The 25,868-nt window shown below is 63.9% G+C and carries 23 protein-coding genes and 3 pseudogenes; 14 read left to right on the forward strand and 12 right to left on the reverse strand.

The window, feature by feature from the left end; translation table 11 throughout:
- The first annotated feature begins 59 nt into the window (after nucleotides 1-59).
- Nucleotides 60-1,583 carry a fumarate hydratase gene (locus AB5975_04710; protein ID XDR21210.1) on the forward strand — a complete coding sequence of 508 codons (1,524 nt, stop codon included), beginning with the start codon at nucleotides 60-62 and terminating at the stop codon, nucleotides 1,581-1,583.
- A gap of 103 nt (nucleotides 1,584-1,686) precedes the next feature.
- On the opposite strand, the gene AB5975_04715 is transcribed toward AB5975_04710, so the two are convergent.
- A complete protein-coding gene (locus AB5975_04715; GenBank protein XDR21211.1) occupies nucleotides 1,687-2,559 on the reverse strand; it encodes a carbon-nitrogen hydrolase family protein in 873 nt (290 codons plus the stop codon).
- The gene (locus AB5975_04720; protein XDR21212.1) at nucleotides 2,556-3,146 is read right to left on the reverse strand and encodes a GNAT family N-acetyltransferase; all 591 of its coding nucleotides are present in this window, start codon (nucleotides 3,144-3,146) and stop codon (nucleotides 2,556-2,558) included. Before AB5975_04720 ends, AB5975_04715 begins: the two co-directional genes overlap by 4 nt.
- Before the next feature lie 115 nt (nucleotides 3,147-3,261).
- Between AB5975_04720 and AB5975_04725 the strand changes: the two genes are divergently transcribed.
- Entirely contained in the window at nucleotides 3,262-3,660 is a 399-nt protein-coding gene (locus AB5975_04725) for a nuclear transport factor 2 family protein (protein ID XDR21213.1), read from the forward strand.
- 69 nt (nucleotides 3,661-3,729) lie between these two features.
- Here AB5975_04725 and AB5975_04730 read toward each other — a convergent pair whose 3' ends face one another.
- The 6 genes and pseudogenes from AB5975_04730 to AB5975_04755 form a co-directional block, all read right to left on the reverse strand.
- Nucleotides 3,730-4,311, reverse strand: coding sequence for a DJ-1/PfpI family protein (locus AB5975_04730; protein ID XDR21214.1), 582 nt, complete (start codon nucleotides 4,309-4,311; stop codon nucleotides 3,730-3,732).
- Between the two features lie 48 nt (nucleotides 4,312-4,359).
- Nucleotides 4,360-5,517 carry a phosphatidylserine/phosphatidylglycerophosphate/cardiolipin synthase family protein gene (locus tag AB5975_04735; GenBank protein ID XDR21215.1) on the reverse strand — a complete coding sequence of 386 codons (1,158 nt, stop codon included), beginning with the start codon at nucleotides 5,515-5,517 and terminating at the stop codon, nucleotides 4,360-4,362.
- A 1-nt stretch (nucleotide 5,518) separates the two neighbouring features.
- The gene (locus AB5975_04740) at nucleotides 5,519-6,100 is read right to left on the reverse strand and encodes a YceI family protein (protein XDR21216.1); all 582 of its coding nucleotides are present in this window, start codon (nucleotides 6,098-6,100) and stop codon (nucleotides 5,519-5,521) included.
- Nucleotides 6,101-6,144: 44 nt separating this feature from the next.
- Nucleotides 6,145-6,441 (reverse strand): amidase, encoded by a 297-nt coding sequence (locus AB5975_04745; protein ID XDR21217.1) that lies wholly within the window; start codon nucleotides 6,439-6,441, stop codon nucleotides 6,145-6,147.
- Complete coding sequence (locus AB5975_04750; GenBank protein XDR22919.1) at nucleotides 6,438-7,520, reverse strand: serine hydrolase domain-containing protein; 1,083 nt, start codon at nucleotides 7,518-7,520, stop codon at nucleotides 6,438-6,440. The genes AB5975_04745 and AB5975_04750 overlap by 4 nt, the downstream gene beginning before the upstream one ends.
- Nucleotides 7,521-7,596: 76 nt before the next feature.
- A pseudogene (locus tag AB5975_04755) lies at nucleotides 7,597-8,483 on the reverse strand (acyl-CoA dehydrogenase).
- A gap of 159 nt (nucleotides 8,484-8,642) precedes the next feature.
- On the opposite strand from AB5975_04755, the gene olsB reads away from it, so the two are divergent.
- Both olsB and AB5975_04765 read left to right on the forward strand, forming a co-directional pair.
- The gene (gene olsB / locus AB5975_04760; protein XDR21218.1) at nucleotides 8,643-9,398 is read left to right on the forward strand and encodes an L-ornithine N(alpha)-acyltransferase; all 756 of its coding nucleotides are present in this window, start codon (nucleotides 8,643-8,645) and stop codon (nucleotides 9,396-9,398) included.
- Nucleotides 9,398-10,186: a lysophospholipid acyltransferase family protein gene (locus tag AB5975_04765; GenBank protein XDR21219.1), complete on the forward strand. Its 789-nt coding sequence runs from the start codon at nucleotides 9,398-9,400 to the stop codon at nucleotides 10,184-10,186. The genes olsB and AB5975_04765 overlap by 1 nt, the downstream gene beginning before the upstream one ends.
- Nucleotides 10,187-10,247: 61 nt before the next feature.
- Here AB5975_04765 and AB5975_04770 read toward each other — a convergent pair whose 3' ends face one another.
- The gene (locus AB5975_04770) at nucleotides 10,248-10,832 is read right to left on the reverse strand and encodes an ACP phosphodiesterase (protein XDR21220.1); all 585 of its coding nucleotides are present in this window, start codon (nucleotides 10,830-10,832) and stop codon (nucleotides 10,248-10,250) included.
- Nucleotides 10,833-10,981: 149 nt separating this feature from the next.
- On the opposite strand from AB5975_04770, the gene AB5975_04775 reads away from it, so the two are divergent.
- Entirely contained in the window at nucleotides 10,982-11,284 is a 303-nt protein-coding gene (locus tag AB5975_04775) for an ArsR/SmtB family transcription factor (GenBank protein XDR21221.1), read from the forward strand.
- 17 nt (nucleotides 11,285-11,301) lie between these two features.
- Nucleotides 11,302-12,351: an alkene reductase gene (locus AB5975_04780; GenBank protein XDR21222.1), complete on the forward strand. Its 1,050-nt coding sequence runs from the start codon at nucleotides 11,302-11,304 to the stop codon at nucleotides 12,349-12,351.
- A 67-nt stretch (nucleotides 12,352-12,418) separates the two neighbouring features.
- Here the strand turns inward: AB5975_04780 and AB5975_04785 are convergent, their stop codons facing one another.
- From AB5975_04785 to AB5975_04795, 3 genes and pseudogenes are all read right to left on the reverse strand, one after another.
- On the reverse strand, nucleotides 12,419-13,288 hold the full coding sequence (locus AB5975_04785) for an ATPase (GenBank protein ID XDR22920.1): 870 nt from the start codon (nucleotides 13,286-13,288) through the stop codon (nucleotides 12,419-12,421).
- A 93-nt stretch (nucleotides 13,289-13,381) separates the two neighbouring features.
- Nucleotides 13,382-14,371: pseudogene (locus tag AB5975_04790) on the reverse strand (NAD-dependent epimerase/dehydratase family protein).
- Between the two features lie 49 nt (nucleotides 14,372-14,420).
- Complete coding sequence (locus AB5975_04795; GenBank protein ID XDR21223.1) at nucleotides 14,421-15,311, reverse strand: LysR family transcriptional regulator ArgP; 891 nt, start codon at nucleotides 15,309-15,311, stop codon at nucleotides 14,421-14,423.
- 100 nt (nucleotides 15,312-15,411) lie between these two features.
- Between AB5975_04795 and AB5975_04800 the strand changes: the two genes are divergently transcribed.
- The 8 genes and pseudogenes from AB5975_04800 to AB5975_04835 all read left to right on the forward strand — a co-directional run bounded on the left by AB5975_04800 (nucleotide 15,412) and on the right by AB5975_04835 (nucleotide 25,866).
- On the forward strand, nucleotides 15,412-16,011 hold the full coding sequence (locus tag AB5975_04800) for a LysE/ArgO family amino acid transporter (protein ID XDR21224.1): 600 nt from the start codon (nucleotides 15,412-15,414) through the stop codon (nucleotides 16,009-16,011).
- A 238-nt stretch (nucleotides 16,012-16,249) separates the two neighbouring features.
- Nucleotides 16,250-16,846, forward strand: coding sequence for a superoxide dismutase (locus AB5975_04805; GenBank protein XDR21225.1), 597 nt, complete (start codon nucleotides 16,250-16,252; stop codon nucleotides 16,844-16,846).
- A gap of 272 nt (nucleotides 16,847-17,118) precedes the next feature.
- A complete protein-coding gene (locus AB5975_04810; protein XDR21226.1) occupies nucleotides 17,119-19,170 on the forward strand; it encodes a putative bifunctional diguanylate cyclase/phosphodiesterase in 2,052 nt (683 codons plus the stop codon).
- Nucleotides 19,171-19,328: 158 nt separating this feature from the next.
- Nucleotides 19,329-20,666 (forward strand): imelysin family protein, encoded by a 1,338-nt coding sequence (locus AB5975_04815; protein XDR21227.1) that lies wholly within the window; start codon nucleotides 19,329-19,331, stop codon nucleotides 20,664-20,666.
- A gap of 208 nt (nucleotides 20,667-20,874) precedes the next feature.
- Nucleotides 20,875-22,302 (forward strand): di-heme oxidoredictase family protein, encoded by a 1,428-nt coding sequence (locus AB5975_04820; GenBank protein XDR21228.1) that lies wholly within the window; start codon nucleotides 20,875-20,877, stop codon nucleotides 22,300-22,302.
- Between the two features lie 20 nt (nucleotides 22,303-22,322).
- Complete coding sequence (locus AB5975_04825) at nucleotides 22,323-23,387, forward strand: imelysin family protein (protein XDR21229.1); 1,065 nt, start codon at nucleotides 22,323-22,325, stop codon at nucleotides 23,385-23,387.
- A 2-nt stretch (nucleotides 23,388-23,389) separates the two neighbouring features.
- Complete coding sequence (locus AB5975_04830) at nucleotides 23,390-24,487, forward strand: DUF1513 domain-containing protein (protein ID XDR21230.1); 1,098 nt, start codon at nucleotides 23,390-23,392, stop codon at nucleotides 24,485-24,487.
- A 231-nt stretch (nucleotides 24,488-24,718) separates the two neighbouring features.
- Nucleotides 24,719-25,866: pseudogene (locus tag AB5975_04835) on the forward strand (efflux RND transporter periplasmic adaptor subunit).
- Nucleotides 25,867-25,868: the final 2 nt, after the last annotated feature.

Below are 25,868 nucleotides of genomic sequence, written 5' to 3' on the forward strand. Positions count from 1 at the left end.
CTGGTCGGCAATGTCGAGCGTCTTTTTGAATGTTCCCGTCTTTAAGAGGAGCGCGCTGCATGACCGTGATCAAGCAAGACGACCTGATTCAGAGCGTCGCCGACGCCCTGCAATTCATCTCGTACTACCACCCCGTCGATTTCATCCAGGCCATGCACGAGGCCTATCTGCGTGAAGAGTCGCCTGCTGCACGCGATTCCATCGCCCAGATCCTGATCAACTCGCGCATGTGCGCCACCGGCCACCGCCCGATCTGCCAGGACACCGGTATCGTCACCGTGTTCGTGCGCGTGGGCATGGACGTACGCTGGGACGGCGCCACCCTGAGCGTCGACGACATGATCAACGAAGGTGTGCGTCGCGCCTACAACCTGCCTGAAAACGTCCTGCGCGCCTCGATCCTGGCCGACCCGGCCGGTGCCCGCAAGAACACCAAGGACAACACCCCGGCAGTGATCCACTACTCCATCGTCCCCGGCGACAAGGTCGAGGTCGATGTCGCAGCCAAGGGCGGCGGCTCGGAGAACAAGTCGAAGATGGCCATGCTCAACCCGTCCGACTCGATCGTCGACTGGGTGCTGAAGACCGTGCCGACCATGGGCGCTGGCTGGTGCCCGCCTGGCATGCTCGGCATCGGCATCGGCGGTACCGCCGAGAAAGCCGCAGTAATGGCCAAGGAAGTGTTGATGGAGTCCATCGACATCCATGAGCTGAAAGCCCGCGGCCCGCAAAACCGCCTGGAAGAAATCCGTCTGGAGCTGTTCGAGAAGGTCAACCAGCTGGGCATCGGCGCCCAGGGCCTGGGTGGCCTGACCACCGTGCTCGACGTCAAGATCATGGACTACCCGACCCACGCCGCCTCCCTGCCGGTGTGCATGATCCCCAACTGCGCCGCCACCCGCCACGCCCACTTCGTGCTCGATGGCTCCGGCCCGGCAGAACTGGAAGCGCCGTCGCTGGATGCCTACCCGGAAATCGTCTGGGAAGCTGGCCCGAGCGCCCGTCGCGTCAACCTCGACGACATCACCCCGGAAGAAGTCGCCAGCTGGAAGCCGGGCGAAACCATCCTGCTCAACGGCAAGATGCTGACCGGCCGCGATGCCGCGCACAAGCGCATGGTTGAAATGCTCAACCGTGGCGAAGAACTGCCAGTCGACCTGAAAGGCCGCTTCATCTACTACGTAGGCCCGGTCGACCCGGTCGGTGACGAAGTGGTAGGCCCAGCCGGCCCGACCACCGCCACTCGCATGGACAAGTTCACCCGCCAGATCCTCGAGCAGACCGGCCTGCTGGGCATGATCGGCAAGTCCGAGCGTGGCCCGACCGCCATCGAGGCGATCAAGGACAACAAGGCCGTGTACCTGATGGCCGTTGGCGGTGCTGCCTACCTGGTAGCCCAGGCCATCCGCAAGTCGAAGGTACTGGCCTTCGCCGAGCTGGGCATGGAAGCGATCTACGAGTTCGAGGTCAAGGACATGCCGGTTACCGTCGCCGTCGATAGCAACGGTGAGTCGGTACACATCACTGGCCCTGCCCTGTGGCAGAGCAAGATTGCCCAAAGCCTGGCAGTCGAAGTGAAGTAACCAGATGTAACTGCGGCGCCCGCTCCCACAGGTAACGCGTAGCCTTCTGGCTTGCGCTGTACGTGTGGGAACGGGCTTGCCCGCGAAGAGGCCACTGCTGTCATCACAGGGCTCTTTCAAACTGCTCCGGCCAGTCCCGCCAGGTAAACACCTGCCCTTCCCGCCTCACCCGCCGCACTTCCTCCAGGTCCACCTCACACACCAGCCACTGGCTGCAATCTGGGCTCAGCGCCTCACTCAACGCCACCACCCCATCCCCCGGCATCCCGTGATCCGGCGGCACGAACAACCCTGCCCGGCCAATATTCTCGTCCAACGCCGGTGACCAGGGTGCCAACCCAACCGTAGGGCTCTGCAACACGGCGATCTGGTTCTCCAGCGCCCGCGCCTGGGCGCCAATGCGTACCCGGTGGTAACCGGCCTCGGTATCGGTACAGCTCGGCGCCAGGATCAGGTCGGCACCAGCCTCGGCCAAACGCCGGGCCAGCATGGGGAACTCATTGTCATAACAGAGCAGAATCCCCAGCCGACCCAATTCGGTGTCGAACACCTGCAGCCCCTGGCCTGCAGCGATGTCCCACTGTTCGCGCTCGAACCGGGTCATCATCAGTTTGTCCTGGTAGCCCAGCACACCCTGGGGGCCGAACAGCCAGGCACGGTTGCGGTAGCGCCCATCGCTGTCCAGCACCGGCACGCTACCCGGTTGCAGGTAGATCCCCCAGCGCCGGGCAAGACCCTCGCACAGTGCTTTCCAGGGTTCGATCAGCGGCTGAATACCGGCAATCGAAGCCTTCAGGTCCCCTCGCTGCTCGGCACTCAGCTGGCCACTCAGCACCAGCCCGGCGTACTCCGGTAACAACAGCAAGCGAGCGCCCGCCTCTACCGCCTCGGCACACAGGCGTTGCAGGTGATCGGCGTAGGCGTCCCAGGTCTCATGCAGTTCGATGGCGTATTGGCAGGCCGCCATACGAATCATATCGGCAGCGCCTTGAGCCAGAACGACATCAACTTGTCGGAGCTTTCCGGTTCGTCCAAGTCGCGCCAGGCATAGCGGGTGCGTAGCGACGGGTCATGCAGAAAGCCGCGATTGCGCCAGAAGCCGTGCAAGGGTTTGTAGTCCGCTGGCCGTCGCGGGTGCACGCCTGGCCGCTCCACCGCGCAGAACGCGCAGTAATCGAACTCGGCCAGTTTGTGCGCGTAGGACTCGCGTTCGATGAAGAAGCGCACCCCCAGGCCCTGGCCACGGTATTCGGGCAGCACCAGCGATTCGCCAAAGTAATACACACTGGCGGGGTCGCGGCCTTGGGCCAGGAACGGCTGCTGGAATTCGGCCGCGACATCCACCAGCGGCAGGCCGGTAGAGGCACCGACCACCTTGCCGTCGTCCAGCGCCAGCACTACCAGGCTGCGCCCGGAGCGGGCGTAGTTGGACAGGTAGTCAGCCTCATACTCCGGGGTGCCGTCGTAAAGGTAGGGAAACTCGCGGAACACGGTAAGGCGCAGGCGAGCGAGGTCATCGATGTAAGGCGCGATAGCGGCGCCGTGCAACAGGCGTATTTCCATGCTTGGCGGTCGTTTTGTCGATGTGGATGACGCGCTCGGCTAAGCCGGGCTTGAGGGGAAACCCTATCATCCGAGGCAACGACCCGCCTTTTCCCTACACGACAGGTATTGTTCCATGACCGCTACCGAACTGGTAAATGCTTACTACGCCGCCTTCAACGCCGGCGACATGCCGGGCTTTCTGGCGCTGCTCAGCGAGGACGTGATCCACGACATCAACCAGGGCGAGCGGCAGATGGGCAAGGCCAGGTTTGCTGCGTTCATGGACAAGATGAACCGCTGCTACCGCGAACGTCTGGCCGACATCGTGGTGATGCAAAACGCCGATGGCAGCCGCGCGGCAGCGGAGTTCACCGTGCATGGCGAATACTTGGCCGATGACCAAGGGCTGCCAACTGCCAACGGGCAGACCTATGTACTGCCGGCGGGGGCTTTCTTCTACATCCACTGCGGCAAGATTGCCCGGGTGACCAACTACTACAACCTCAATGACTGGGTTGAGCAGGTTGCCTAAGCCTGACACGCCTGCTCCCGGGGGCGGTGGTAAACCTGCGGGAGCAGGCGTGCCTGCGAAGGGGCCCGATCAGGCGATACGGGTACCCAGCACTTTGAGGAAGGCCGCCAGCCACGCCGGATGCGCTGGCCATGCGGGGGCAGTGACCAGGTTGCCGTCCACATGCGCCTGGTCCACTGCGATATCGATGAACGTACCGCCCGCCAATCGCACTTCCGGCGCACATGCCGGGTACGCACTGCACTCACGCCCCTCGAGCACCCCGGCCGCCGCCAGCAGCTGAGCGCCATGGCACACCGCCGCAATCGGCTTGCCGGCCTGGTCGAACGCCCGCACCAGCTCCAGCACCTTTTCATCCAGGCGCAGGTACTCTGGCGCACGGCCACCCGGGATCAGCAATGCGTCGTAACTTTCGGGCCGCACCCGCACGAAGTCATAATTCAGGGCAAAGTTGTGCCCAGGCTTTTCGCTGTAGGTCTGCTCACCCTCGAAGTCATGAATCGCGGTGCGCACAGTCTGCCCGGCCAGCTTTTCCGGGCACACCGCATGCACTGTGTGGCCGACCATGCTCAGGGCCTGAAACGGCACCATCGCTTCATAATCTTCAACGTAGTCGCCCACCAGCATGAGAATTTTCTTCGCCGTCATCACGCCCACTCCTTCGGTTAACTGTGAATAGTCACTGCACGATAGCCGCTGTCAGTCCCGACGGTCGAGGAAGTTGACCACCAACCGATCGAGCCAGCCCCAGATCCGTTGTTTCACCCTGCGCCACAAAGGGCGCGCATGCCAATGGGCAAGGTCGACTTCCTCGCATTGGGCAAAATCGCGCTCGAAGCTGGCCACCACCGCCGCCGTCAACGATGGGTCCAGCGCCTCGATGTTGGCTTCAAGGTTGAAGCGCAGGTTCCAGTGGTCGAAGTTGCACGAACCGACGCTGACCCAGTCGTCCACCACCGCCATTTTCAGGTGCAGGAAGCACGGCTGGTACTCGAAAATCCGCACCCCGGCGCGCAGCAGGCGTGGGTAGTAGCGATGCCCGGCGTAGCGCACCGAGGGATGGTCGGTGCGGGGGCCGGTCAGCAGCAGGCGCACGTCCAGCCCCTTGCTGGCGGCCCGGCGCAACGAGCGGCGCACGCTCCAGGTCGGCAGGAAGTACGGTGTGGCCAGCCACACCCGTTGCTTGCCGCTGTTCAGCGCCCTCACCAGCGCATGCAGGATGTCCTGGTGCTGGCGGGCGTCGGCATAAGCGACCCGGCCCATGCCTTGCCCTTGTGCGGGCACCTTGGGCAGGCGCGGCAGGCCAAAGCCCTCGGCAGGGCGCCAGGCGGTGCGGCGGTTGTTGGCGTGCCACTGGCGATCGAACAGCAACTGCCAGTCGTTCACCACTGGCCCCTGCATCTGCACCATCACTTCGTGCCATTCGCTGGTCGCTTCGCCCGGCGTCCAGAATTCGTCGGTAACGCCCGTGCCCCCCACCACTGCCCAACGCTCGTCCACCAGCAGCAGTTTGCGGTGGTCGCGATACAGGTTGCGCAGGCCACGCTTCCAGCGCAGGCGGTTGTACCAGCGCAGGTACACGCCGGCGTCCGACAGGCGTTGGCGCAGCGCGCTGTTGAAAGCCAATGAGCCGTAGTCGTCAAACAGGCAACGCACCCGCACGCCGCGCCGGGCGGCCTGCTCCAGCGCTTCGACCACCGCCTCGGCACAGGCGCCGGCCTCGACCAGGTACAGTTCCAGGTCCACCTGAAACTCCGCGTGCTCGATCGCATTGAGCATGCGTGGAAAGAACGCGGGGCCGTCGATCAGCAATTCGAACTGGTTGCCATCCCGCCAGGGGAAGACTGGCCCCGCCATGTCAGCGAGCGGTGAAAATCAGCACCGCACTCACCGGCACCGATGGGTTGATGGACTTCAACTTGGCAAACTTGCGCAGGCTTTCCAGCCCAGGCAGCAAGCCGAAATCCTCGGCACGCAGCAGCAGCGGCTCGAGGGTTACAACCTGGAAGCGCCGCGCATCCAGGCGGGTGGCCAGTAGCAGGGCGTTGTAGCTGTGCGACTGGCCATGCAGGGTAACCGTTAGCGGCAGGCGCAACTCGATCTGCGCACCGTCGGCCAGGTCATTGATCGGCCGCAGGTCGATCTGCGCCTTCACTGTGGCCTCGGCGAATCGCTCGACCTCGAACAGGTTGTCGCGCATCTGCTCGTCACGCAGCGGGATGCCGCTGCTCACCGAGTCCATCTCGATGCTCAACCCCGCCACACCCTTGCGGTCGACCGTACCGTGCAACACCAGAAAGCGATGCACTTCGGCGGTGTCGCCGTTCTTGCCGGTAATGAACGACAGGCGTGAAGACTCGCCATCAAGGTGCCAATTGGCATGGGCGGGCAGGCACAAAGCCAGCAGCAAGGCGGGTAACAGACGGGGCAGCTTGAACATGACAGATCTCGTGAAACCAAGCCGCCAACCTTACCCGCCTGCCTTCATGGCAGCAAGCGGCAGCCCTCGCGCGCGCCTTGCCAAGCGGCCTGGTTGCGCCGCCCCAGACCCTCTGCGGTCACTTGGCGCTGCCAGCTGTTTTCTTCCAGCAGGGTCAGCGGCAGCCATTGCTTCACGTAACCGCGGCAATACGCCTGATCGAAGCCCATGACAAAGCGGCACGAACAATATTCCTTGGCCGAGTAGGCCGAGAGAATGTCGGGGAAATCCGCCAGCGCCTGGCGCTCTTGCCAAGCCCAGTACAACAGCCCCGCCAGCACCAGCAGCGCTAACCGCTTCATGCTCCCGCCCCGGCCAATGCCGCCAGCACCCGCTTCAGCAGTTCGTCGTGCTGATAGCTGCCGTCGCGGTCATCGGCGTAACGCACGATCACCAATTTTTGCTCCGGTAGCACGTACAGCGCCTGGCCCCAGTGGCCAAGGGCGGCGAAGGTAGCTGCGGGGGCACTCGGCCAAGGCCGTTGGGCGTCGGTCAGCGGCTGGTTGAGCCACCAGTGCCCACCAGGGTTGGCCTCGCCGCTCAGCACTTCGGCTTGGGCAAACGGTGTGCGGTTGAAGGCTATCCAGGCCTTGGGCAGCAGTTGCCGGCCCTGCCAGCGGCCGTCGCGCTGCATCAGCAGGCCGATACGCGCCAGGTCGCGGGTACTGAGGTACAGATAGGAAGAGCCCACGTAAGTGCCTGCCCGGTCACGCTCCCACACCGCACTGTCGATACCCAGCGGAGTGAACAGTGCCTGCCAGGGGTAATCCGGGTACTGGCCCGCATCGAGCATGCCGCGCAGCGCGGCGGCCAGCAGGTTGCTGTCGCCACTGGAATAGAGAAATCGCTGCCCAGGGCTGGCCGACGTACCCCGCGCGGCCGTGTAGGCCGCCATGTCCGCACGACCACGGGTATACAACATGGCCACCACTGAGGATTTCAGCGGGGCGTACTCGTAGTCTTCCTGCCAGGCAAGGCCACTGGCCCAGTGCAGCAGGTCGGCCATACGCACGCCCGGATGCGCGCGCATGGGTGGATAGAAGCGGCTGACCGCGTCTTGCAGCTGAAAGCGGCCTTCGCCCTGGGCCACCCCCAGTAGCGTGGCCAGTACGCTTTTGCTCACCGACCAGGTCAGGTGCGCGGTGGCGGCAGTGGTGGGCGCGGTGTAGCGCTCGTGGACGATACGGCCGTCGCGGATGATCAGCAAGGCGTCGGTGCGGATGCCACTACGCTCGGAGGGGGCGCGTTCGGGGAAGGCGTAGGCGTCGACGGCTTGCCAATCGAATGCGGCAGGGTCGCTTTGCCACTCCGGGTCAGGCCACTCTTCAGCCCAGGCGGGCGCCATGGCCATGCACAAAAGCAGCAGCAGACCTTTCAGCATCCCCATACAGGCTCACTTATGTTGGGGCAGCAACGCGGCCCCAGGATTCAGAAGTTCACCCAAAGCTATCAGCCATTCATGACAATCCGGCAGCCGCCCAAGCTTTGTTCAACCGTTTCTCCCGCGCCGCCGCAGCCAACGCCATCACCCCTTGGTCACGCTGCCAGATTTGCGCCCAATGCACCGGCCCTGCTGCCAAGGCCGCGTCGATCGCCCCTCGCAACGCCTGAAACTGCGCGAACAACCCACCCAGCAGCAAATGGCAACCCGTGCTGTCAGCACACTGCCGGCTGCCCTCGGCACACCCTGCCAGCAACCCCAGCAGTTGCAGGCGCAATCCTGTGGCCAGGCGCTCTCCTGCCCCACGCCATACAACCAGGCCGTCAGTGCCGTGAGCACATACAAGTCTTCCAGCGAGCGAAACGGCTTCACGTAGGCATCCCAGCCGTCACCGGCCAGCAACTCGCACGCGGCCTGCTCCAGCAGCAATCGGCCATGGCCCACTTCCGGCATCAGCGGCAGGGTCGGCAGTGGCTCCAGCTTCACCCCCGGCTCACCGGGATAAACCACCGCCAGGTTCAGTTGCGGCGCCGCGCCAGCCGCTTCGCTACGCGCCGCCACCAGCAACCACTCCGCCTCCAGGCCTGCGGTAACGAAGTCCTTGCTGCCCGTCAGCCGCAAGCCGTCCAGCCGCGTGTGCATGTCCGCTGGCCGCACACTGCGCCGCTCGGTGGCACACAAGGCGCCAAGGCTGGGCGGCGCACTGGGCCAAAGCACCCGCAGAGCGGCCTGGTAACCCACCAGAAAGGCCAGGCCAGGGGTGGCCATCGCGCGCCCGCCCAGTGCCGCGAGTTCGAACGGGGCAACCGGTCCGAGGCGCTCGAGCAGCCCGGCGTAGGTTTCGCCCAGGGTGCCTGCCAGCGCGTGGCGAAGCGGGTCGTTGAGTCGTTGCAACCAGGCCATGGCACAGCTCCTTGCTGGGGGCTTTCGGGGAAGGCTCAGGGGGTGTCACGCAAGCATCACCAAAGATTCACAGGGGTGACACCACGTCTACCTAGGCTGACTTTGCACAACAAAGCCGACCGGCCGCAACCCTTCATGGCTGGCTTATGGAGACTCGCAATGACTCGGATCGCTCACGCTAGCGACAACAGCACTGAACGCCGTCTGCAAGCCGAACGCCTGGTTGGCGCCGCGGCGCTGCAAGAAGCCCAGGCCCTGCGCTACAAAGTGTTCAGCGCAGAATTCAAGGCCAAGCTCAAAGGTGCCGAGCAGGGCCTGGACATGGACGACTACGACGTGCACTGCCGCCACATTGGTGTGCGCGACCTGAGCACCGGCGAACTGGTTGCCACCACCCGCCTGCTCGACCACCAGGCCGCCAGCAGCCTGGGCCGTTTCTACAGCGAAGAAGAATTCAGCCTGCACGGCCTGTTGCAACTGCAAGGCCCGATCCTTGAACTGGGCCGTACCTGCGTGGCCCCCGACTACCGCAACGGCGGCACCATCGCCGTGCTCTGGGGCGAACTGGCCGAGGTGCTCAACGAGGGTCGCTACAGCTACCTGATGGGCTGCGCCAGCATCCCCATGCAGGACGGCGGCGTGCAGGCCCATGCGGTGATGCAGCGCCTGCGTGACCGTTACCTGTGCACCGAGCACCTGCGTGCCGAGCCGAAAAACCCGCTGCCGAAGCTGGCCCTGCCCACTAACGTCATTGCCGAAATGCCACCGCTGCTCAAAGCCTACATGCGCCTGGGCGCGAAGATTTGCGGCGAGCCATGCTGGGACGAGGACTTCCAGGTGGCTGACGTGTTCATCCTGCTCAAGCGCGACGAACTGTGCCCACGCTACGCTCGCCACTTCAAGGCGGCGGTCTGATGCCGAAGTTGCGGGTGTTGGCCCGCCTGACTCGACTGCTGCTGGTACTGGCGCTGGGCATGCTGATGGCCAGCATGATTGCCTTGAGCGAGCGACTGGGCTTCAAGACGCCGATCGAGCGCCGTCAACGCTGGACCTGCCTGTTCATGAAGCGCTTGGTCGCTGCCCTGCCCTTCGACGTAAAAGTCATCGGCGAGCTGCCGCAGCGGCCGATGCTGTGGGTCAGCAACCATGTGTCCTGGGCCGACATCCCTCTGCTGGGCATGCTGATGCCGCTGTCGTTTCTGTCCAAGGCCGAAGTGCGCCACTGGCCGGTGGCCGGCTGGCTGGCGGAAAAAGCCGGCACGCTTTTCATTCGTCGGGGCGGTGGCGACAGCCAGCGCCTGCGCGAACAGATCGCCGGGCAGTTGGGCCTGGCTCGACCGCTGCTGATCTTCCCCGAAGGCACCACGACCAACGGTCGCACCTTGCGCACCTTCCATGGCCGCCTGCTGGCCGGAGCCATCGACCGAGGTGTGGCGGTGCAGCCGGTGGCTATCCAGTATTTGCGCGATGGCCAGATCGATCCGATTGCGCCGTTCATCGGTGATGACGACCTGGTATCGCACCTGATGCGCTTGTTTGCACAACCGCGGGCCGAGGTGTGCATTCACCTGCTGCAGCCGATTGGTAGTGTGGGCAAGGAACGTGCGGTGCTGGCGTTGCAGGCACAGCAGGCGATCCATTTGGCGTTGTTCGGGGTTGAAGAAGTTGAGCTGGCGCCACGGCGGCAGGCACGGGCTGCCTGATTTTTCGCACTATCGCTACCGGCCTCTTCGCGGGCGTGCCCGCGAAGAGGCCGAAACAGAACTAACTGTCAGACAACCGCCCCGCCGCCGCAAAGGCCTGCAACTGCGGATAAAACGCCCTGAAGTCCGCCAGCAATGGCTCATACAGCCGCTCCAGCTCGCCCATCACCCCGGACATCCCTTCAGGGCGTGACAGGCGCCGAGCAATGCCATTGAACACCTGCTCCAATGTGGCGAAATCACCATAGGCCCCCAGCCAGTCATCCGCCGCCATGAACGGTGCAATCCGCGCCAGCCGCCCCGGCAGTTGTGGCTCTGCCAGCAGCACCCGGTAAAACGCCCCAGTGAACTGTGCCAGTGGCTGCTCGGCATAATCACGCCAATGTCGCGCCAGGCAATGGTCGAAGAACACATCCAGGACAATGCCGGCAAAGCGCCGCCGCTCACGCGGAAAACGCGCCAGCGCCGCCAATACCAACGGGTGCCGATCGGTGTAGCTGTCGATATGCCGATGCAGCCGAATGGCCGCCTCCAGCGCAGGCGGAAAGCGCCCTTCCAGCGAGCCTTTGACAAAGTCGCCATACAGGCTGCCAAGCAGTTGTTGCGGCGCCGGGCCGCCCAGGTGCAAGTGTGCGAGGTAATTCATGCACGCAGTCTAGCACCGCCAGCGCGTATATCGTTATAACGCGATATACCGATTCGTGCTCAGCTCAGAACACCTTCGTATTTGTATATCGGAATTCAGCGATTTACATTTCGCCGTATCGCGATATGCCGCTACAACGAGCCTCAACCATGCCACTCGATCTCGACGAAATCATAAAAGCGCTGGCCCATCCGGTCAGGCGAGAAATCCTCAGCTGGCTGAAAGACCCGGCAACCCAGTTTCCCGACCAGTACCACAGCACCGAAAACGGTGTGTGCGCCGGGCAGATCGACCAACGCTGCGGCCTGTCGCAGTCGACCGTCTCTGCCCACCTGGCCACCTTGCAGCGCGCCGGGCTCATCAGCAGCCAGAAGATTGGCCAATGGCACTTCTTCAAACGCGACGAAGACACCATCCAGGCGTTCCTCGAACAACTGCGCCAAGCACTTTGACAAGGCAGGTAACCGCTATGACCACGCTTTTCGATCCGATCACCCTGGGCGACCTGCAACTGCCCAACCGCATCATCATGGCCCCGCTCACCCGCTGCCGCGCCGATGAAGGGCGCGTGCCCAATGCGCTGATGGCCGAGTACTACGTACAGCGTGCCAGTGCCGGGCTGATTCTCAGCGAGGCGACCTCGGTCAGCGCCATGGGGGTCGGCTACCCGGATACCCCCGGTATCTGGAACGATGAACAAGTTCGTGGCTGGAACAATGTGACCAAGGCCGTACACGGCGCAGGCGGGCGTATCTTCCTGCAGCTGTGGCACGTGGGCCGCATCTCCCACCCCAGCTACCTGAATGGCGAACTGCCGGTGGCTCCCAGCGCGATCCAGGCCAAGGGCCATGTCAGCCTGGTACGCCCACTGAGTGACTACCCCACCCCGCGTGCGCTGGAAACCGAAGAAATCACTGACATCGTCGAGGCCTACCGCAGCGGCGCGGAAAATGCCAAGGCGGCCGGCTTCGATGGTGTGGAGATCCACGGTGCCAACGGTTACCTGCTCGACCAGTTCCTGCAAAGCAGCACCAACCAGCGCACCGACCGTTACGGCGGCTCACTGGAAAACCGCGCGCGCCTGCTGCTGGAAGTGACCGATGCGGCCATTGAAGTGTGGGGCGCGAACCGCGTGGGCGTGCACCTGGCGCCGCGTGCCGACGCCCACGACATGGGCGACGCCGACCGCGCCGAAACCTTCACTTATGTGGCGCGCGAGCTGGGCAAGCGCGGCATCGCCTTCATCTGCTCGCGGGAACGGGAAGCCGACGACAGCATTGGCCAACTGATCAAAGAAGCGTTCGGCGGCCCGTACATCGTCAACGAGCGGTTTGACAAAGCCAGTGCCAATGCGGCCCTGGCCAGTGGCAAGGCCGATGCGGTGGCGTTCGGCGTGCCGTTCATCGCCAACCCCGACCTGCCGGCGCGGCTGGCGGCGGATGCGCCGTTGAATGACGCCCGGCCGGACACTTTCTATAGCAAGGGGCCGGTGGGGTATATCGATTATCCGCGGTTGTAACTGATTTCGCCGGGGCCGCTTTGCGGCCTTGTGCCGCGAAAGGAGGGCAAGGCCCTCCCCTGCCATGTTACGGACGGGAGTTGATCTGCTGCTGCAGGTTCTGGATCTGGCTCTGCAAGGTATTCAGGTTGCGGGTCATCTGCGCCCGGAACGCATCGAACTCCTGCACCGAAGCACCGCCTGCCGACGAAGCAGCCGGACGATTATCGATCTGGCTCTTGAGCACCAACATGTCCTGCTCCAGGCTCTGGATAGCAGCACTCGGGTTGCCTTGTTTCTTCAAGGCAGCCACATCGCTACCCAGGCTCTTGAGTTGCACGTCCAGCTTGCCGCCATCCACCTGCGCAGCCTTCAGCGCGGCAACCTGCTCGTTCAAACCCTTGAACTGGGTATCCAGCTTGCCACCATCAACCTGCCCCGAACGCAGCGCCGCCAGCTCACCATTCACCAACTTCAACTGCGCCTGCAACTGGCCTTGCAGCTCAGTCACCGCTTTCTGCTGTGCACGGGTATCGGCCAGCACCTGCTCCAGGCGCTTGCCCAGATCACCGGTCTGCCCGGCCACGCCCTGCTGCAGCTGACGCAACTGCAGCTTCAGCGCCTCGCTGCTGGTAGTCACACCGGATTCGCTGGCCTCCACCTTGCCACTGATCGCCTGCAGGCGCCCGGCCGCTTCTTCACTGATGCGGGCAAAGCTCTCCTGGGTCGCCACCAGTTGCTGCTCCATCAGCGAGATCTGCTGAAAGCTCCACCAGCCCAAGCCCGCCAACGCGATAAACGAGGCGCACAACAACGCCCACAACGGCGCCGTGCTGGCCCCACGGGCGGCCTTCTGGCGGCTGCGCACCACGTGCGCCGGCATCAGTTCGTCATCATCAACCGTGCCCGCCCGCAAGGTAGGCACGTCATCGTAGTCATCGTGAGCATGGTTACGCATGGATACATTCAACCGCGGTAGTCGCAAAGAGGCACGAGTATAAACCGCCAGCGCGGCGCGTTGATGACCATTGTCCGCCGGGCGGCTTCGATGCCCCGGCGGCAAGTGCTTCCACCAGCCACAGAATTCATCCAGCGCCGTCCACAGGCTGACCTTGGGCTGGTAGTCCAGGTACTGCCGGGCGCGGCTGATATCCAGGGTGAAATCACGGCTCATCACCTGCATGCCCAGGCGCGACAAGGTCGGTTGCGGGCGCCCTGGCCACAGCATGCAAGCCGCCTCGTTCAGCGCGGCGAAGCTGTAGGCCAGGCCGTAGGAACGGTAGCGGGTAACCTGTGGCAACTGCATCTGGCGCATCACGTAGTTGACCACGTCCCACAGCGGCAGCGGCTGCCCGTTGCTGATGTTGTAAGCCTGGCCCAGCGCCCGTTCATCAGCGAACAGCGCACTGAGCAGCGCCTCGTTGAGGTTGTGCACACTGGTGAAATCGACCTTGTTCAGGCCATTGCCGATGATCGCCACACGGCCTTTGCGCTGCATCTGCATCAGCCGCGGGAAAATGCTGGCATCACCGGCGCCGGTGACGAAGCGCGGGCGCAGCGCCAATACTTCGAGGCCGAACTCCTGGGCACCGAACACTTTCTGCTCGGCCAGGTGTTTGGTTTGCCCATAGTGGTCGTGGAAGCGGCGCGGCACCTGGTCTTCACGGATGTCCAGGCGTGAACGGCCATTGAAATAGATCGACGGCGAGGACAGATGAACCAGGCGCCGTACATGCTCTTTCAGGCAGCCCTCGACCACATTCTCGGTAACCACCACGTTACCCTGGTAGAAGTCCTGATAACGCCCCCAGTTGCCCACCGCGCCTGCACAGTGCACCACCGCCTCGACGCCCTGGCACAAACGCCGGGCCAACTCGGCATCGCCCAGGTCACCGGGGATGAACTGGGCGCCGCGCTTGACCAGGTGCTCCACCCCTTCGGCACGGCGGCCGCTGACGCGCACGTCCAGGCCCTGCTCCAGGGCGAAGCGCGCAAAGCGCCCACCAATGAAGCCACTCGCGCCGGTGACCAGAATTCGCATGTAACACTCCGTCTTGCCAGATTTCAGATGCAACTGACGCCAGCCGTGGCTACAAGGGCACCAGCCAATGCCGTGCGGTGTGCCGCAGGTGGTCGGTCAGTTGCGCGAGCAATTGCCCGCCATTGCGCCAATGATGCCAGTACAGCGGCACATCGATAGGGGTATCGCGGCAGATTTCCACCAATTGCCCGTTGGCCAGCTGCTCCTGGGCCTGCAGTTCTGGCACCAGGCCCCACCCCAACCCGGCTTCGGTCATGCGCAGGAAGCCTTCGGATGACGGGCACAGGTGGTGCAGGAAGCCGTCCTCGATGCCCAGCGATGCCAGGTAGCGATGCTGCAGGAAATCATCCGGGCCGTACACGATCGCCGGGGTGCGGGCCAGGCGGCTGGCGACGAAGCCGTGGGGGAAATGCCGCGCCATGAACCCGGGGCTGGCCAACGCCCGGTAACGCATGGCCCCCAGTAGCAGGCTGCGTGCGCCGGCTACCGGGCGTTCACTGCCACACAGGCAGGCCGCCACTTCGCCAGCACGCATGCGTTTCAGGCCCACCTCCTGGTCTTCTACCACCAGGTCGGTCAGCACGTTCTGTTGCGCACAGAAATTGCCCACCGCACCGGCCCACCAGGTGGCCAGGCTATCGGCGTTGAGGGCGATGCGCAGGCGCTCCGGCATGCCCTCTTCATCCAGCGCCGGCACCTGGCGCTGCAAGTCACGTTCAAGCAGGCGCACCTGCTGCACGTGGTTGAGCAACTGGCGGCCGACTTCGGTCGGGCTGGGTGGCGTGGCACGCACCAGCACCGGCTGCCCAACCCGCGCTTCGAGCAGCTTGATGCGCTGGGAGATGGCCGATTGCGACAAGCCCAGTATTTGCGCCGCACGCTCGAAACCACCTTGTTCGATCACCGCCGCGAGGGCGGCCAGGAGCTTGTAGTCGAACATCGATTTTCCTAATGACGGATCAGCTTTATTTGTTTTTCTTATACAGTGCCGATCCTCACAATAACCAGCATCTTTTACGACCTTTTTGGAGAGCCCAGCCATGTGGCAAAGCTACCTCAACGGCATGCTGGTGGCCTTCGGCCTGATCATGGCCATCGGCGCGCAGAACGCCTTCGTACTTGCCCAAAGCCTGCGCCGTGAGCATCACCTGCCGGTGGCGGCACTGTGCATCGTCTGTGATGCCCTCCTGGTGGCAGCCGGGGTGTTCGGCCTGGCCACCGTGCTGGCGCACAACCCGACCTTGCTGGCGGTCGCACGCTGGGGCGGCGCGGTGTTTCTGATCTGGTACGGCGCCAAGGCCCTGCGCAGCGCCTGCTCCAAGCAGAGCCTGCAGCACCAGCAAGGCCAGGGCGCCCGCTCACGCCGTGCCGTGCTGCTCAGCGCCCTGGCGGTGACCCTGCTAAACCCGCACGTGTACCTCGACACGGTGTTGCTGATCGGCTCGCTGGGCGCCCAGCAGACCGCCCCCGGCGCCTACGTGGCCGGCGCCGCCAGCGCCTCGCTGCTGTGGTTTTCGACCCTGGCGATCGGCGCGGCCTGGCTGGCCCCATGGCTGGCAAGGCCGGCGACCTGGCGCATGCTCGACCTGATGGTGGCGGTGATGATGTTCGCGGTGGCAGCGCAGTTGATCTTCAACTGATCGCAGGCCTGCAAGGCCCGGCACACACCTGCTGGCCTGAAAACGACCACCACTGGTCGGCGACCGCCAACCGCTCTGGAACCTCTATTCCCTATGTTTGTTGCGTGGTTATGCGCCGGGGCTGGTGCTATGATCGACCCCTTGCGTCGCAAAGAGTACAAACTCGCCGACGCTCATAGGGCCGCCCGTGATCGGCCCTGCGCAAACCGCGAACTAGACCTGAATCAGGAGATCCACCATGGCTTTTGAATTGCCGCCGCTGCCGTACGCCCACGATGCCCTGCAGCCGCACATCTCCAAGGAAACCCTGGAGTTTCACCACGACAAGCACCACAACACCTATGTCGTGAACCTGAACAACCTGGTCCCAGGCACCGAATTCGAAGGCAAGACCCTGGAAGAGATCGTCAAGACCTCTTCGGGCGGCATCTTCAACAACGCCGCTCAGGTCTGGAACCACACCTTCTACTGGAACTGCCTGGCCCCTAACGCCGGTGGCCAGCCGACCGGTGCCCTGGCAGACGCCATCAACGCCGCTTTCGGTTCCTTCGACAAGTTCAAGGAAGAATTCACCAAGACTTCGGTTGGCACCTTCGGTTCCGGCTGGGGCTGGCTGGTGAAGAAAGCTGACGGTTCCCTGGCCCTGGCCAGCACCATCGGCGCCGGCTGCCCGCTGACCAGCGGCGATACCCCGCTGCTGACCTGCGACGTCTGGGAACACGCCTACTACATCGACTACCGCAACCTGCGTCCGAAGTACGTCGAGGCGTTCTGGAACCTGGTCAACTGGGCCTTCGTTGCCGAGCAGTTCGAAGGCAAGACCTTCAAGGCCTGAGTCTTCAGCCCTGAATGAAAAGACCCGGCCTTGTGCCGGGTTTTTTTATGCCTGTGCCGGCCCCCTTCACGGGTAAACCCGCAGCCACAGAGGCACGCACGGTTTTGCTTGCTCAGCCCGCATAGCGCGCTAACATCAAACCTCTGGAAGATTGATACAGCGCACTCAAGTTGCGGGGTCAGGCAACCGATACACTGCTCATGATCGGCCGATAGTGTATCGTCATCGTTGATGGCAAAATGATGCCATGCGCATGGATTAAGGAAACCCCATTGAAGCTGGAATTGCGGAACAGCTTGTCGGTCAAGTTGCTCAGGGTCGTGCTGCTGTCGGCGCTGGCGGTCGGCGTCGTGCTCAGCTGTGCGCAAATCGTCTACGACACCTACAAGACCCGCCAGGCCGTGAACAATGATGCCCAGCGCATCCTCGACATGTTCCGTGACCCTTCGACCCAGGCGGTGTACAGCCTCGACCGCGAAATGGGCATGCAGGTGATGGAAGGCCTGTTCCCGGACGAATCGGTGCGCATGGCCTCCATTGGCCACCCCAACGAAACCATGCTGGCAGAAAAGTCACGTCCATTGCAGGACATGTCCATGCGCTGGCTCACCGACCTGATCCTCGGCCAGGAACGCACCTATACCACGCAACTGGTTGGCCGCGGCCCATACAGCGAATACTACGGCGACCTCAGCATTACCCTGGACACCTCGTCCTACGGTGAAGACTTCCTGATCAACGCGGTGATCATCTTCATTTCCGGCGTGCTGCGGGCCCTGGCCATGGGCCTGGTGCTGTATCTGGTGTACCACTGGCTGCTGACCAAACCGCTGTCGAAGATCATCGAGCACCTCACCCAGATCAACCCCGACCGCCCCAGCCAGCACCAGCTACCGCTGCTCAAAGGCCACGAGAAGAACGAGCTGGGCCTGTGGGTGAACACCGCCAACCAGTTGCTGGCCTCGATCGAGCGCAACACCCACCTGCGCCACGAGGCGGAAAACAGCCTGCAGCGCATGGCCCAGTACGACTTCCTCACCGGCCTGCCCAACCGCCAGCAATTGCAGCAGCAACTGGACAAGATTCTTGTCGACGGCGGCCGCCTGCAGCATCGCGTGGCGGTACTGTGCGTGGGTCTGGACGATTTCAAGGGCATCAACGAGCAATTCAGCTACCAGGTCGGTGACCAGCTGCTGCTGGCCCTGGCCGACCGCCTGCGGGCCCACAGCGGCCGCCTGGGCGCGCTGGCGCGGTTGGGCGGCGACCAGTTCGCCCTGGTGCAGGCCAATATCGAGCAACCCTACGAAGCGGCCGAACTGGCGCAAAGCATCCTCGACGACCTGGAAGTGCCGTTCGACCTCGACCACGAGCAGATCCGCCTGCGCGCCACCATCGGCATCACCCTGTTCCCCGAAGACGGCGACAGCACCGAGAAACTGCTGCAGAAAGCCGAACAGACCATGACCCTGGCCAAGGCCCGTTCGCGCAACCGCTACCAGTTCTACATCGCCAGCGTCGACAGCGAGATGCGCCGCCGCCGCGAGCTGGAAAAGGACCTGCGTGAAGCCTTGCCGCGCAACCAGCTGTACCTGGTGTATCAGCCACAGATCAGCTACCGCGACCACCGCGTGGTCGGCGTAGAGGCGCTGTTGCGTTGGCAGCACCCGGAGCTGGGCATGGTGCCACCCGACCAGTTCATCCCCCTGGCCGAGCAGAACGGCAGCATCATCAGCATCGGCGAGTGGGTGCTGGACCAGGCTTGCCGGCAATTACGCGAATGGCACGACCAGGGCTTCAGCGACCTGCGCATGGCAGTCAACCTGTCCACCGTGCAGTTGCACCACAGCGAGCTGCCACGGGTGGTCAACAACCTGCTGCAGGCCTATCGCCTGCCGCCGCGCAGCCTGGAGCTGGAGGTCACCGAAACCGGCCTGATGGAAGACATCAGCACCGCCGCCCAGCACCTGCTGAGCCTGCGCCGCTCCGGGGCGCTGATTGCCATCGATGACTTCGGCACCGGCTACTCATCGCTCAGTTACCTGAAGTCGCTGCCGCTGGACAAGATCAAGATCGACAAGAGCTTCGTCCAGGACCTGCTCGACGACGATGACGACGCCACCATCGTTCGCGCCATCATCCAGCTGGGCAAGAGCCTGGGCATGCAGGTAATCGCCGAAGGCGTGGAAACCGCCGAGCAAGAAACCTACATCGTTGCCCAGGGTTGCCACGAGGGCCAGGGTTACCACTACAGCAAGCCGCTGTCGGCCCGCGAGCTGACCCACTTCCTCAAGCAGGCGCAACGCAACCAGGTTTCGATGTTCTGAGCCCACCTGCCCGGTTACAGGCTGTGACCGGGATTTACATGAATTGCGTGCCCGCCCCTTTACAGCAAATGCAAATCTTTCGCATGATGTTGCGGTTTCGCGTGCCACGGCGCACGGTCCACCCCTTGGTCCAACCACACGACGCAGGAAAACCAATAATGATTCGAATGCCTCTGGCCTCCGCCAGTCTGCTGGCCATTGCCATCGCCCTCGCCGGTTGCGGCGAAGGCAAGGACGAAAAAGCCGCCGCGCCGCAAGCCCAGGCACCTGCTGCCGCCAGCACCACCGCTGCTGCGCCAGGGGCCGTCGACGAAGCCGCCGGCAAAGCCGTGGTCAAGCATTACACCGAAATGGTCTACGCCGTGTACAGCGACTCGCTGAGCACCGCCAAGACGCTGCAGACCGCCATCGACGCGTTCCTGGCCAAGCCCAACGACGAAACCCTGAAGGCCGCCAAGGAAGCCTGGTTCGCCGCGCGGGTACCGTACCTGCAAAGTGAAGCCTTCCGCTTCGGCAACACCATCATCGACGACTGGGAAGGCCAGGTGAACGCCTGGCCCCTGGACGAAGGCCTGATCGACTACGTCGACAAGAGCTACGAGCACGCCCTGGGCAACCCGGCCGCTGGCGCCAACATCATCGCCAACACCGAGATTCAGGTGGGCGAAGAGAAGGTCGACGTCAAGGACATTACCCCCGAGAAACTGGCCAGCCTGAACGAGCTGGCAGGCTCCGAGGCCAACGTCGCCACCGGCTACCACGCCATCGAGTTCCTGCTCTGGGGCCAGGACCTGAACGGCACCGGCCCAGGCGCTGGCAACCGCCCGGCATCCGACTACCTGGAAGGCCAGGGCGCTACCGGTGGCCACAACGACCGCCGTCGTGCCTACCTGAAAGCGGTTACCGACCTGCTGGTCAGCGACCTCGAAGAGATGGTCGGCAACTGGGCACCGAACGTCGCCGACAACTACCGCGCCAAGCTGGAAGCCGAGCCTGTCAACGACGGCCTGCGCAAGATGCTGTTCGGCATGGGCAGCCTGTCGCTGGGCGAACTGGCTGGCGAGCGCATGAAGGTTTCGCTGGAAGCCAACTCGCCGGAAGACGAGCAGGACTGCTTCAGCGACAACACCCACTACTCGCACTTCTACGACGCCAAGGGCATCCGCAACGTCTACCTGGGCGAGTACACCCGCCCGGACGGCACCAAGGTAAGCGGCCCAAGCCTGTCGTCGTTGGTCGCCAAGGTCGACCCGGCTACCGATGCAGCCCTCAAGGCCGACCTGGAGGCCACCGAAGCCAAGATTCAGGTAATCGTCGACCACGCCCTCAAAGGCGAGCACTACGACCAGCTGATCGCTGCCGACAACGCGGCCGGCAACCAGATCGTGCGTGACGCCATCGCCGCCCTGGTCAAGCAGACCGGTTCGATCGAGCAGGCTGCAGGCAAGCTGGGCATCGCCAACCTGAACCCGGACACTGCGGATCACGAATTCTGATCCTGCTGTAGCGGTACTGAAAGAGGCGGCCTTCGGGTCGCCTTTTTTGCTGATGGCCTGTTCGCGGCCAACCGGACCGCGAACAGGCACATGAAAATGCTGGCATTTCACATCCCTTTCACCCAGGTAATTGCAAATTGCTCTTATTCAAGAGCCGCTGGCCTGCTAAGCTTGCACGCCGGTTTTTCGTCCACGCCCAGGATTTTGCATGTCCTTGTCGCTGTCCCGACTCTCCCCCTTGCTGCTGGCCTTTGCCCTCGCCGCCTGTGACGACGCCCCGCGTTTCACCCAAGCCGAGCCTGGCGAAGCGTTGTCGGCCGGCAAGGCGACTGTGCAGCGCACTGACCGCAACGCCTATTCCCTGCCTTCGGCCAACCTCTCGCCCGAGCGGCGCGTGGACTTTGCCGTAGGCAACAGTTTCTTCCGCAACCCCTGGGTGATCGCCCCGTCCACCACCACTGCCCGCGACGGGTTGGGCCCGCTGTTCAACACCAACGCCTGCCAGAACTGCCATGTGCGCGATGGCCGCGGTCACCCGCCGGAGCCTGGCAACAGCAACGCGGTGGGCATGCTGGTGCGCTTGTCGATCCCCGACCAGCCTTACCTGGCCAAAGTGATCGAACGCCTCGGCGTGGTGCCGGAGCCGGTGTACGGCACCCAGTTGCAGGACATGGCCATCCCGGGCGTGGCGCCAGAAGGCAAGGTACGGGTGAGCTACACCCAGGAAACGGTAGCGTTCAAGGACGGTCATCAGGTCGAGCTGCGCAAGCCTGCCCTGCAGATCACCCAGCTCGGCTACGGCGTCATGCACCCCGACACACGCTTTTCGGCGCGGGTGGCCCCGCCGATGATCGGCCTGGGCCTGCTCGAGGCCATCCCCGAAGCCGACCTGCTGGCCAACGAAGACCCGGACGACCGCAACCGCGACGGCATCCGCGGGCGTGCCAACCGTGTGTGGGACGACGCCCTGGGCAAGACCGTGATCGGCCGCTTCGGCTGGAAAGCCGGGCAGCCCAACGTCAACCAGCAGAACGTGCACGCTTTTGCCGGCGACATGGGCCTTACCAGCACCCTGCAGCCCAATGACGATTGCACCCCGGCACAAACCGACTGCCTGGCTGCGCCCAACGGCGACGGCGCCGATGGCGAGAAAGAAGTCAGCGACAACATCCTGCGCCTGGTCACCTTCTACACCCGCAACCTGGCGGTGCCGGCCCGCCGCGACGTTGGCTCGCCGCAGGTGCTGGCGGGCAAGAACCTGTTCTACCAGGCCGGCTGCCAAGGGTGCCACACACCGCAGTTCACCACTGCCGCCGATGCGACCGAGCCAGAATTGGCCAACCAGGTCATCCGCCCTTACAGCGACCTGCTGCTGCATGACATGGGCCCTGGCCTGGCCGACGAGCGTACCGAATTCGCCGCCAACGGCCAGGACTGGCGTACCCCGCCCCTGTGGGGCATCGGCCTGAGTGAAACGGTCAGTGGCCACAGCCAGTTCCTGCACGACGGGCGCGCCCGCAACCTGCTAGAAGCCGTGCTCTGGCACGGTGGCGAAGCCGAGGCGGCACGCAACTTCGTGCTCACATTCAACGCAGAGCAGCGCGCCGCGTTGCTGGCGTTCCTGAATTCACTTTAAAACGCGCAAAGGAGCCGGGCATGTTCCGACCCAAACTGTTGTTCACCAGCCTCGCCGCACTCGCCCTTGGTGCCTGCTCGCCGCAGGACCCGCAAGCCGTGACCTCCGCCGCCATCGCCAAGCAGGTGATCCTGCCAACCTACAGCCGCTGGGTCGAAGCCGATCGCACGCTGGCTGCCAGCGCCCTGGCCTACTGCGAAGGCAAGGAGTCCCTGGATAAAGCCCGCGCCGACTTCCTCAACGCGCAAAAAGCCTGGGCCGAGCTGCAACCGCTGCTGGTCGGCCCGCTGGCCGAAGGCAACCGCGCCTGGCAGGTCCAGTTCTGGCCCGACAAGAAGAACCTGGTCGGCCGCCAGGTCGAGCAACTGGTCAACGGCGACAAGCCCGTCGATGCCGCCGCTCTGGGCAAAGCCAGCGTGGTAGTACGTGGCCTGTCGGCCTACGAGTACATCCTGTTCGACAGCAAGCCAGACATCGCCACTGCCGAGCAGAAAGCCCGTTACTGCCCACTGTTGGTGGCCATCGGTGAACACCAGAAGGTCCTGGCCGAGGAGATCCTCAAGAGCTGGAACAGCACCGACGGCATGCTCTCGCAGATGACCAAGTTCCCCAACCAGCGCTACGCTGACTCCCACGAGGCCATCGCCGACCTGTTGCGCTCCCAGGTCACCGCCCTGGATACCCTGAAGAAGAAGCTGGGCGCGCCGATGGGCCGCCAAAGCAAGGGCATCCCGCAGCCGCTGCAGGCCGAAGCCTGGCGCAGCCATTCCTCGCTGAAGAGCCTGGAAGCCACCCTCAAGGCTGCCGAAACCGTCTGGGTCGGTGTCGACAACCAGGGCCTGCGCGGCTTGCTGCCCAGCGATCAGAAAGCGCTGGCGGACAAGATCGACGCCGCCTACGCTACCTCGCTCAAACTGCTGGCCGACAACCAGAAAACCCTCGGTGAGTTGCTGGCCGACGACGCTGGCCAGCAAACCCTCAACCAGATCTACGACAGCCTCAACGCCGTCCACCGCCTGCACGAAGGCGACCTGGCCAAGGCGCTGAACATCCAGCTGGGCTTCAATGCCAACGACGGTGACTGATCATGCTGCGACGCCAGGCACTCAAACTCGGTAGCGTATTGCTCAGCGCCCTCACCCTGGGCGGCTGGAGCCTGTTCCGCAACAAAGGCAGCGAACCCTTGCTGCTCTCGGCGCGTGACGACGGCGACGGCAAGCACTATGCCGTCGGTTTCCGCCTGGACGGCACCCAGGTGTTCAGCACCCAGGTCGCCCAGCGTTGCCATGCCATCATCCACCACCCCGAGCAGCCGATCGCCCTGTTCGTCGCCCGCCGCCCCGGTACCGAAAGCTACCTGATCGATTTGCGCGACGGGCGCTTGCTACAAACGCTCGCCTCACAGCCAAACCGGCACTTCTATGGCCACGCCGTGGTGCACAAAGGCGGCGAATGGCTGTATGCCACCGAGAACGACACCACCGACCCTGGGCGCGGCGTGCTTGGGGTATACCGTTTCGAGGGCGAGCGGCTGGTGCACACCGGCGAAATCCCAACCCACGGCATCGGCCCGCACGAGGTGGCCTGGCTGCCCGACGGCGAGACGCTGATCGTGGCCAATGGCGGCATTCGCACCGAAGCCGAAAGCCGGGTGGAGATGAACCTCAATGCCATGGAGCCAAGCCTGGTACTGATGCAGCGCGACGGCACCCTGTTGAGCAAGGAAACCCTGGCCCAGCAGATGAACAGCGTGCGCCACCTGGCGGTGGGCAGCGACGGCACCATCGCCGCTTGCCAGCAGTTCATGGGCGATGCCGATGAAACGGCCGAGCTGCTGGCGATCAAGCGCCCAGGCGAGCCGTTCAAGGCCTTCCCGGTGCCAGAGCGGCAGTTGCAGGCCATGGCCCAGTACACCGCCAGCGTTGCCATCCACAGCGAACTACGGCTGGTGGCGCTGACTGCACCACGGGCCAACCGCCTGTTCGTCTGGGACCTGGACAGCGGTGCGGTGCGGCTGGATGCGCCGATGCCCGATTGCGCAGGGGTGGGTACGGTGAAAGATGGTTTTGTCGTCACGTCCGGGCAGGGCCGTTGCCGGTTCTACGACTGCACCAAGGCCGAGCTGGTCGGGCAGCCGATGAACCTGCCGTCCGGTTTCTGGGACAACCACTTGCATCTCGTCTGATTTTTCTGCTGCCCTCACCGGCCTCTTCGCGGGCACGCCCGCTCCCACAGGGACCGCGCAACCCACTGACTGCGCGGTTCCTGTGGGAGCGGGCGTGCCCGCGAAGAGGCCGGCACAGGCATTTCACTCCCCTTCCTCCCAAAAACAGTCAATAATTCTCCCAGCCACGTGGGCAGGATCGCCCGTTTTCGTGTCCAAACGAATAACAACTGCATCCAAGGAACCGGACCTATGCTGCGCCGCCGCATGCTCATCATGTTGGCCGTGGTTCTGCTGATCGTGCTGGCCCTGGGGGCTACAAAGCCTTTTCGATCTACCAGCAGATCCAGATGTTCACTGCCCCCAAGCCGCCCATCACCGTAGCGGCCGCTGTGGCCGAACAGCGCCAGTGGCAAGAGCGCCTGCCCGCCGTCGGCAGCCTCAAGGCCCTGCAAGGCGTTGACCTGAGCCTGGAGGTGGAAGGCATCGTCAAAGCCTTGCATTTCGACTCGGGCCAGCAGGTCAAGGCCGGGCAACTGTTGCTGCAACTCAATGACGACCAGGAAACCGCCCTGCTCGGCACCGCCCAGGCCGACCTGGGCCTGGCCAAGGTCGATTTCGGCCGTGGTAGCCAGCTGGTCGGCGACGCGGCCATCTCCCGTGGCGAGTTCGATCGCCTTACCTCCCAATACCGGCGTAACCAGGCGGTGGTCGAGCAGCTCAAGGCGCAGAAGATCAAGAAAAGCATCAACGCCCCGTTCAGCGGCACCATCGGCATCCGCCAGGTGGACATCGGCCAATACCTGGCCGCCGGCACAGTGATCGCCACCCTGCAGGACACCTCCAGCCTGTACGTCGACTTCAACGTACCGGAACAGGCCCTGCCACGCCTGAGCCTGGGCCAGCAGGTGCTGGTGCAAGTGGCCGCTTACCCGGGCCAGACTTTCCCCGCCAGCCTGAGCGCCATCAACCCCAAGGTCGAGGAAGCCACGCGCAACCTGCTGGTACGCGCCACCATGGCCAACCCCGACGGCAAACTGCTGCCGGGCATGTTCGCCAGCCTGTTGATCCTGCTGCCCAACCCACAGCCGCAAGTGGTGGTGCCGGAAAGCGCCATTACCTACACCCTGTATGGCAACTCGGTGTATGTCGCCTCGCCGAAAAAAGACAAGGACGGCAAGCCGGAAAACGACGACAAAGGCCAACCCCAACGGGTGGCCGAACAGCGCACCGTTCAGACCGGCGAGCGCCGAGACGGCGTGGTGGTGGTCAGCAAAGGCCTGCAGGCAGGGGAGCAAGTGGTCACTGCCGGGCAGCTGAAACTCACCCCCGGTGCTGCGATACGCATCGGCCAGGATAACGCTCTAAAGCCCGCACCGGGCACAGCGGCCAAGGACTGACA

It is taken from the genome of Pseudomonas putida, from assembly GCA_041071465.1.
Taxonomy (GTDB): domain Bacteria; phylum Pseudomonadota; class Gammaproteobacteria; order Pseudomonadales; family Pseudomonadaceae; genus Aquipseudomonas; species Aquipseudomonas putida_P.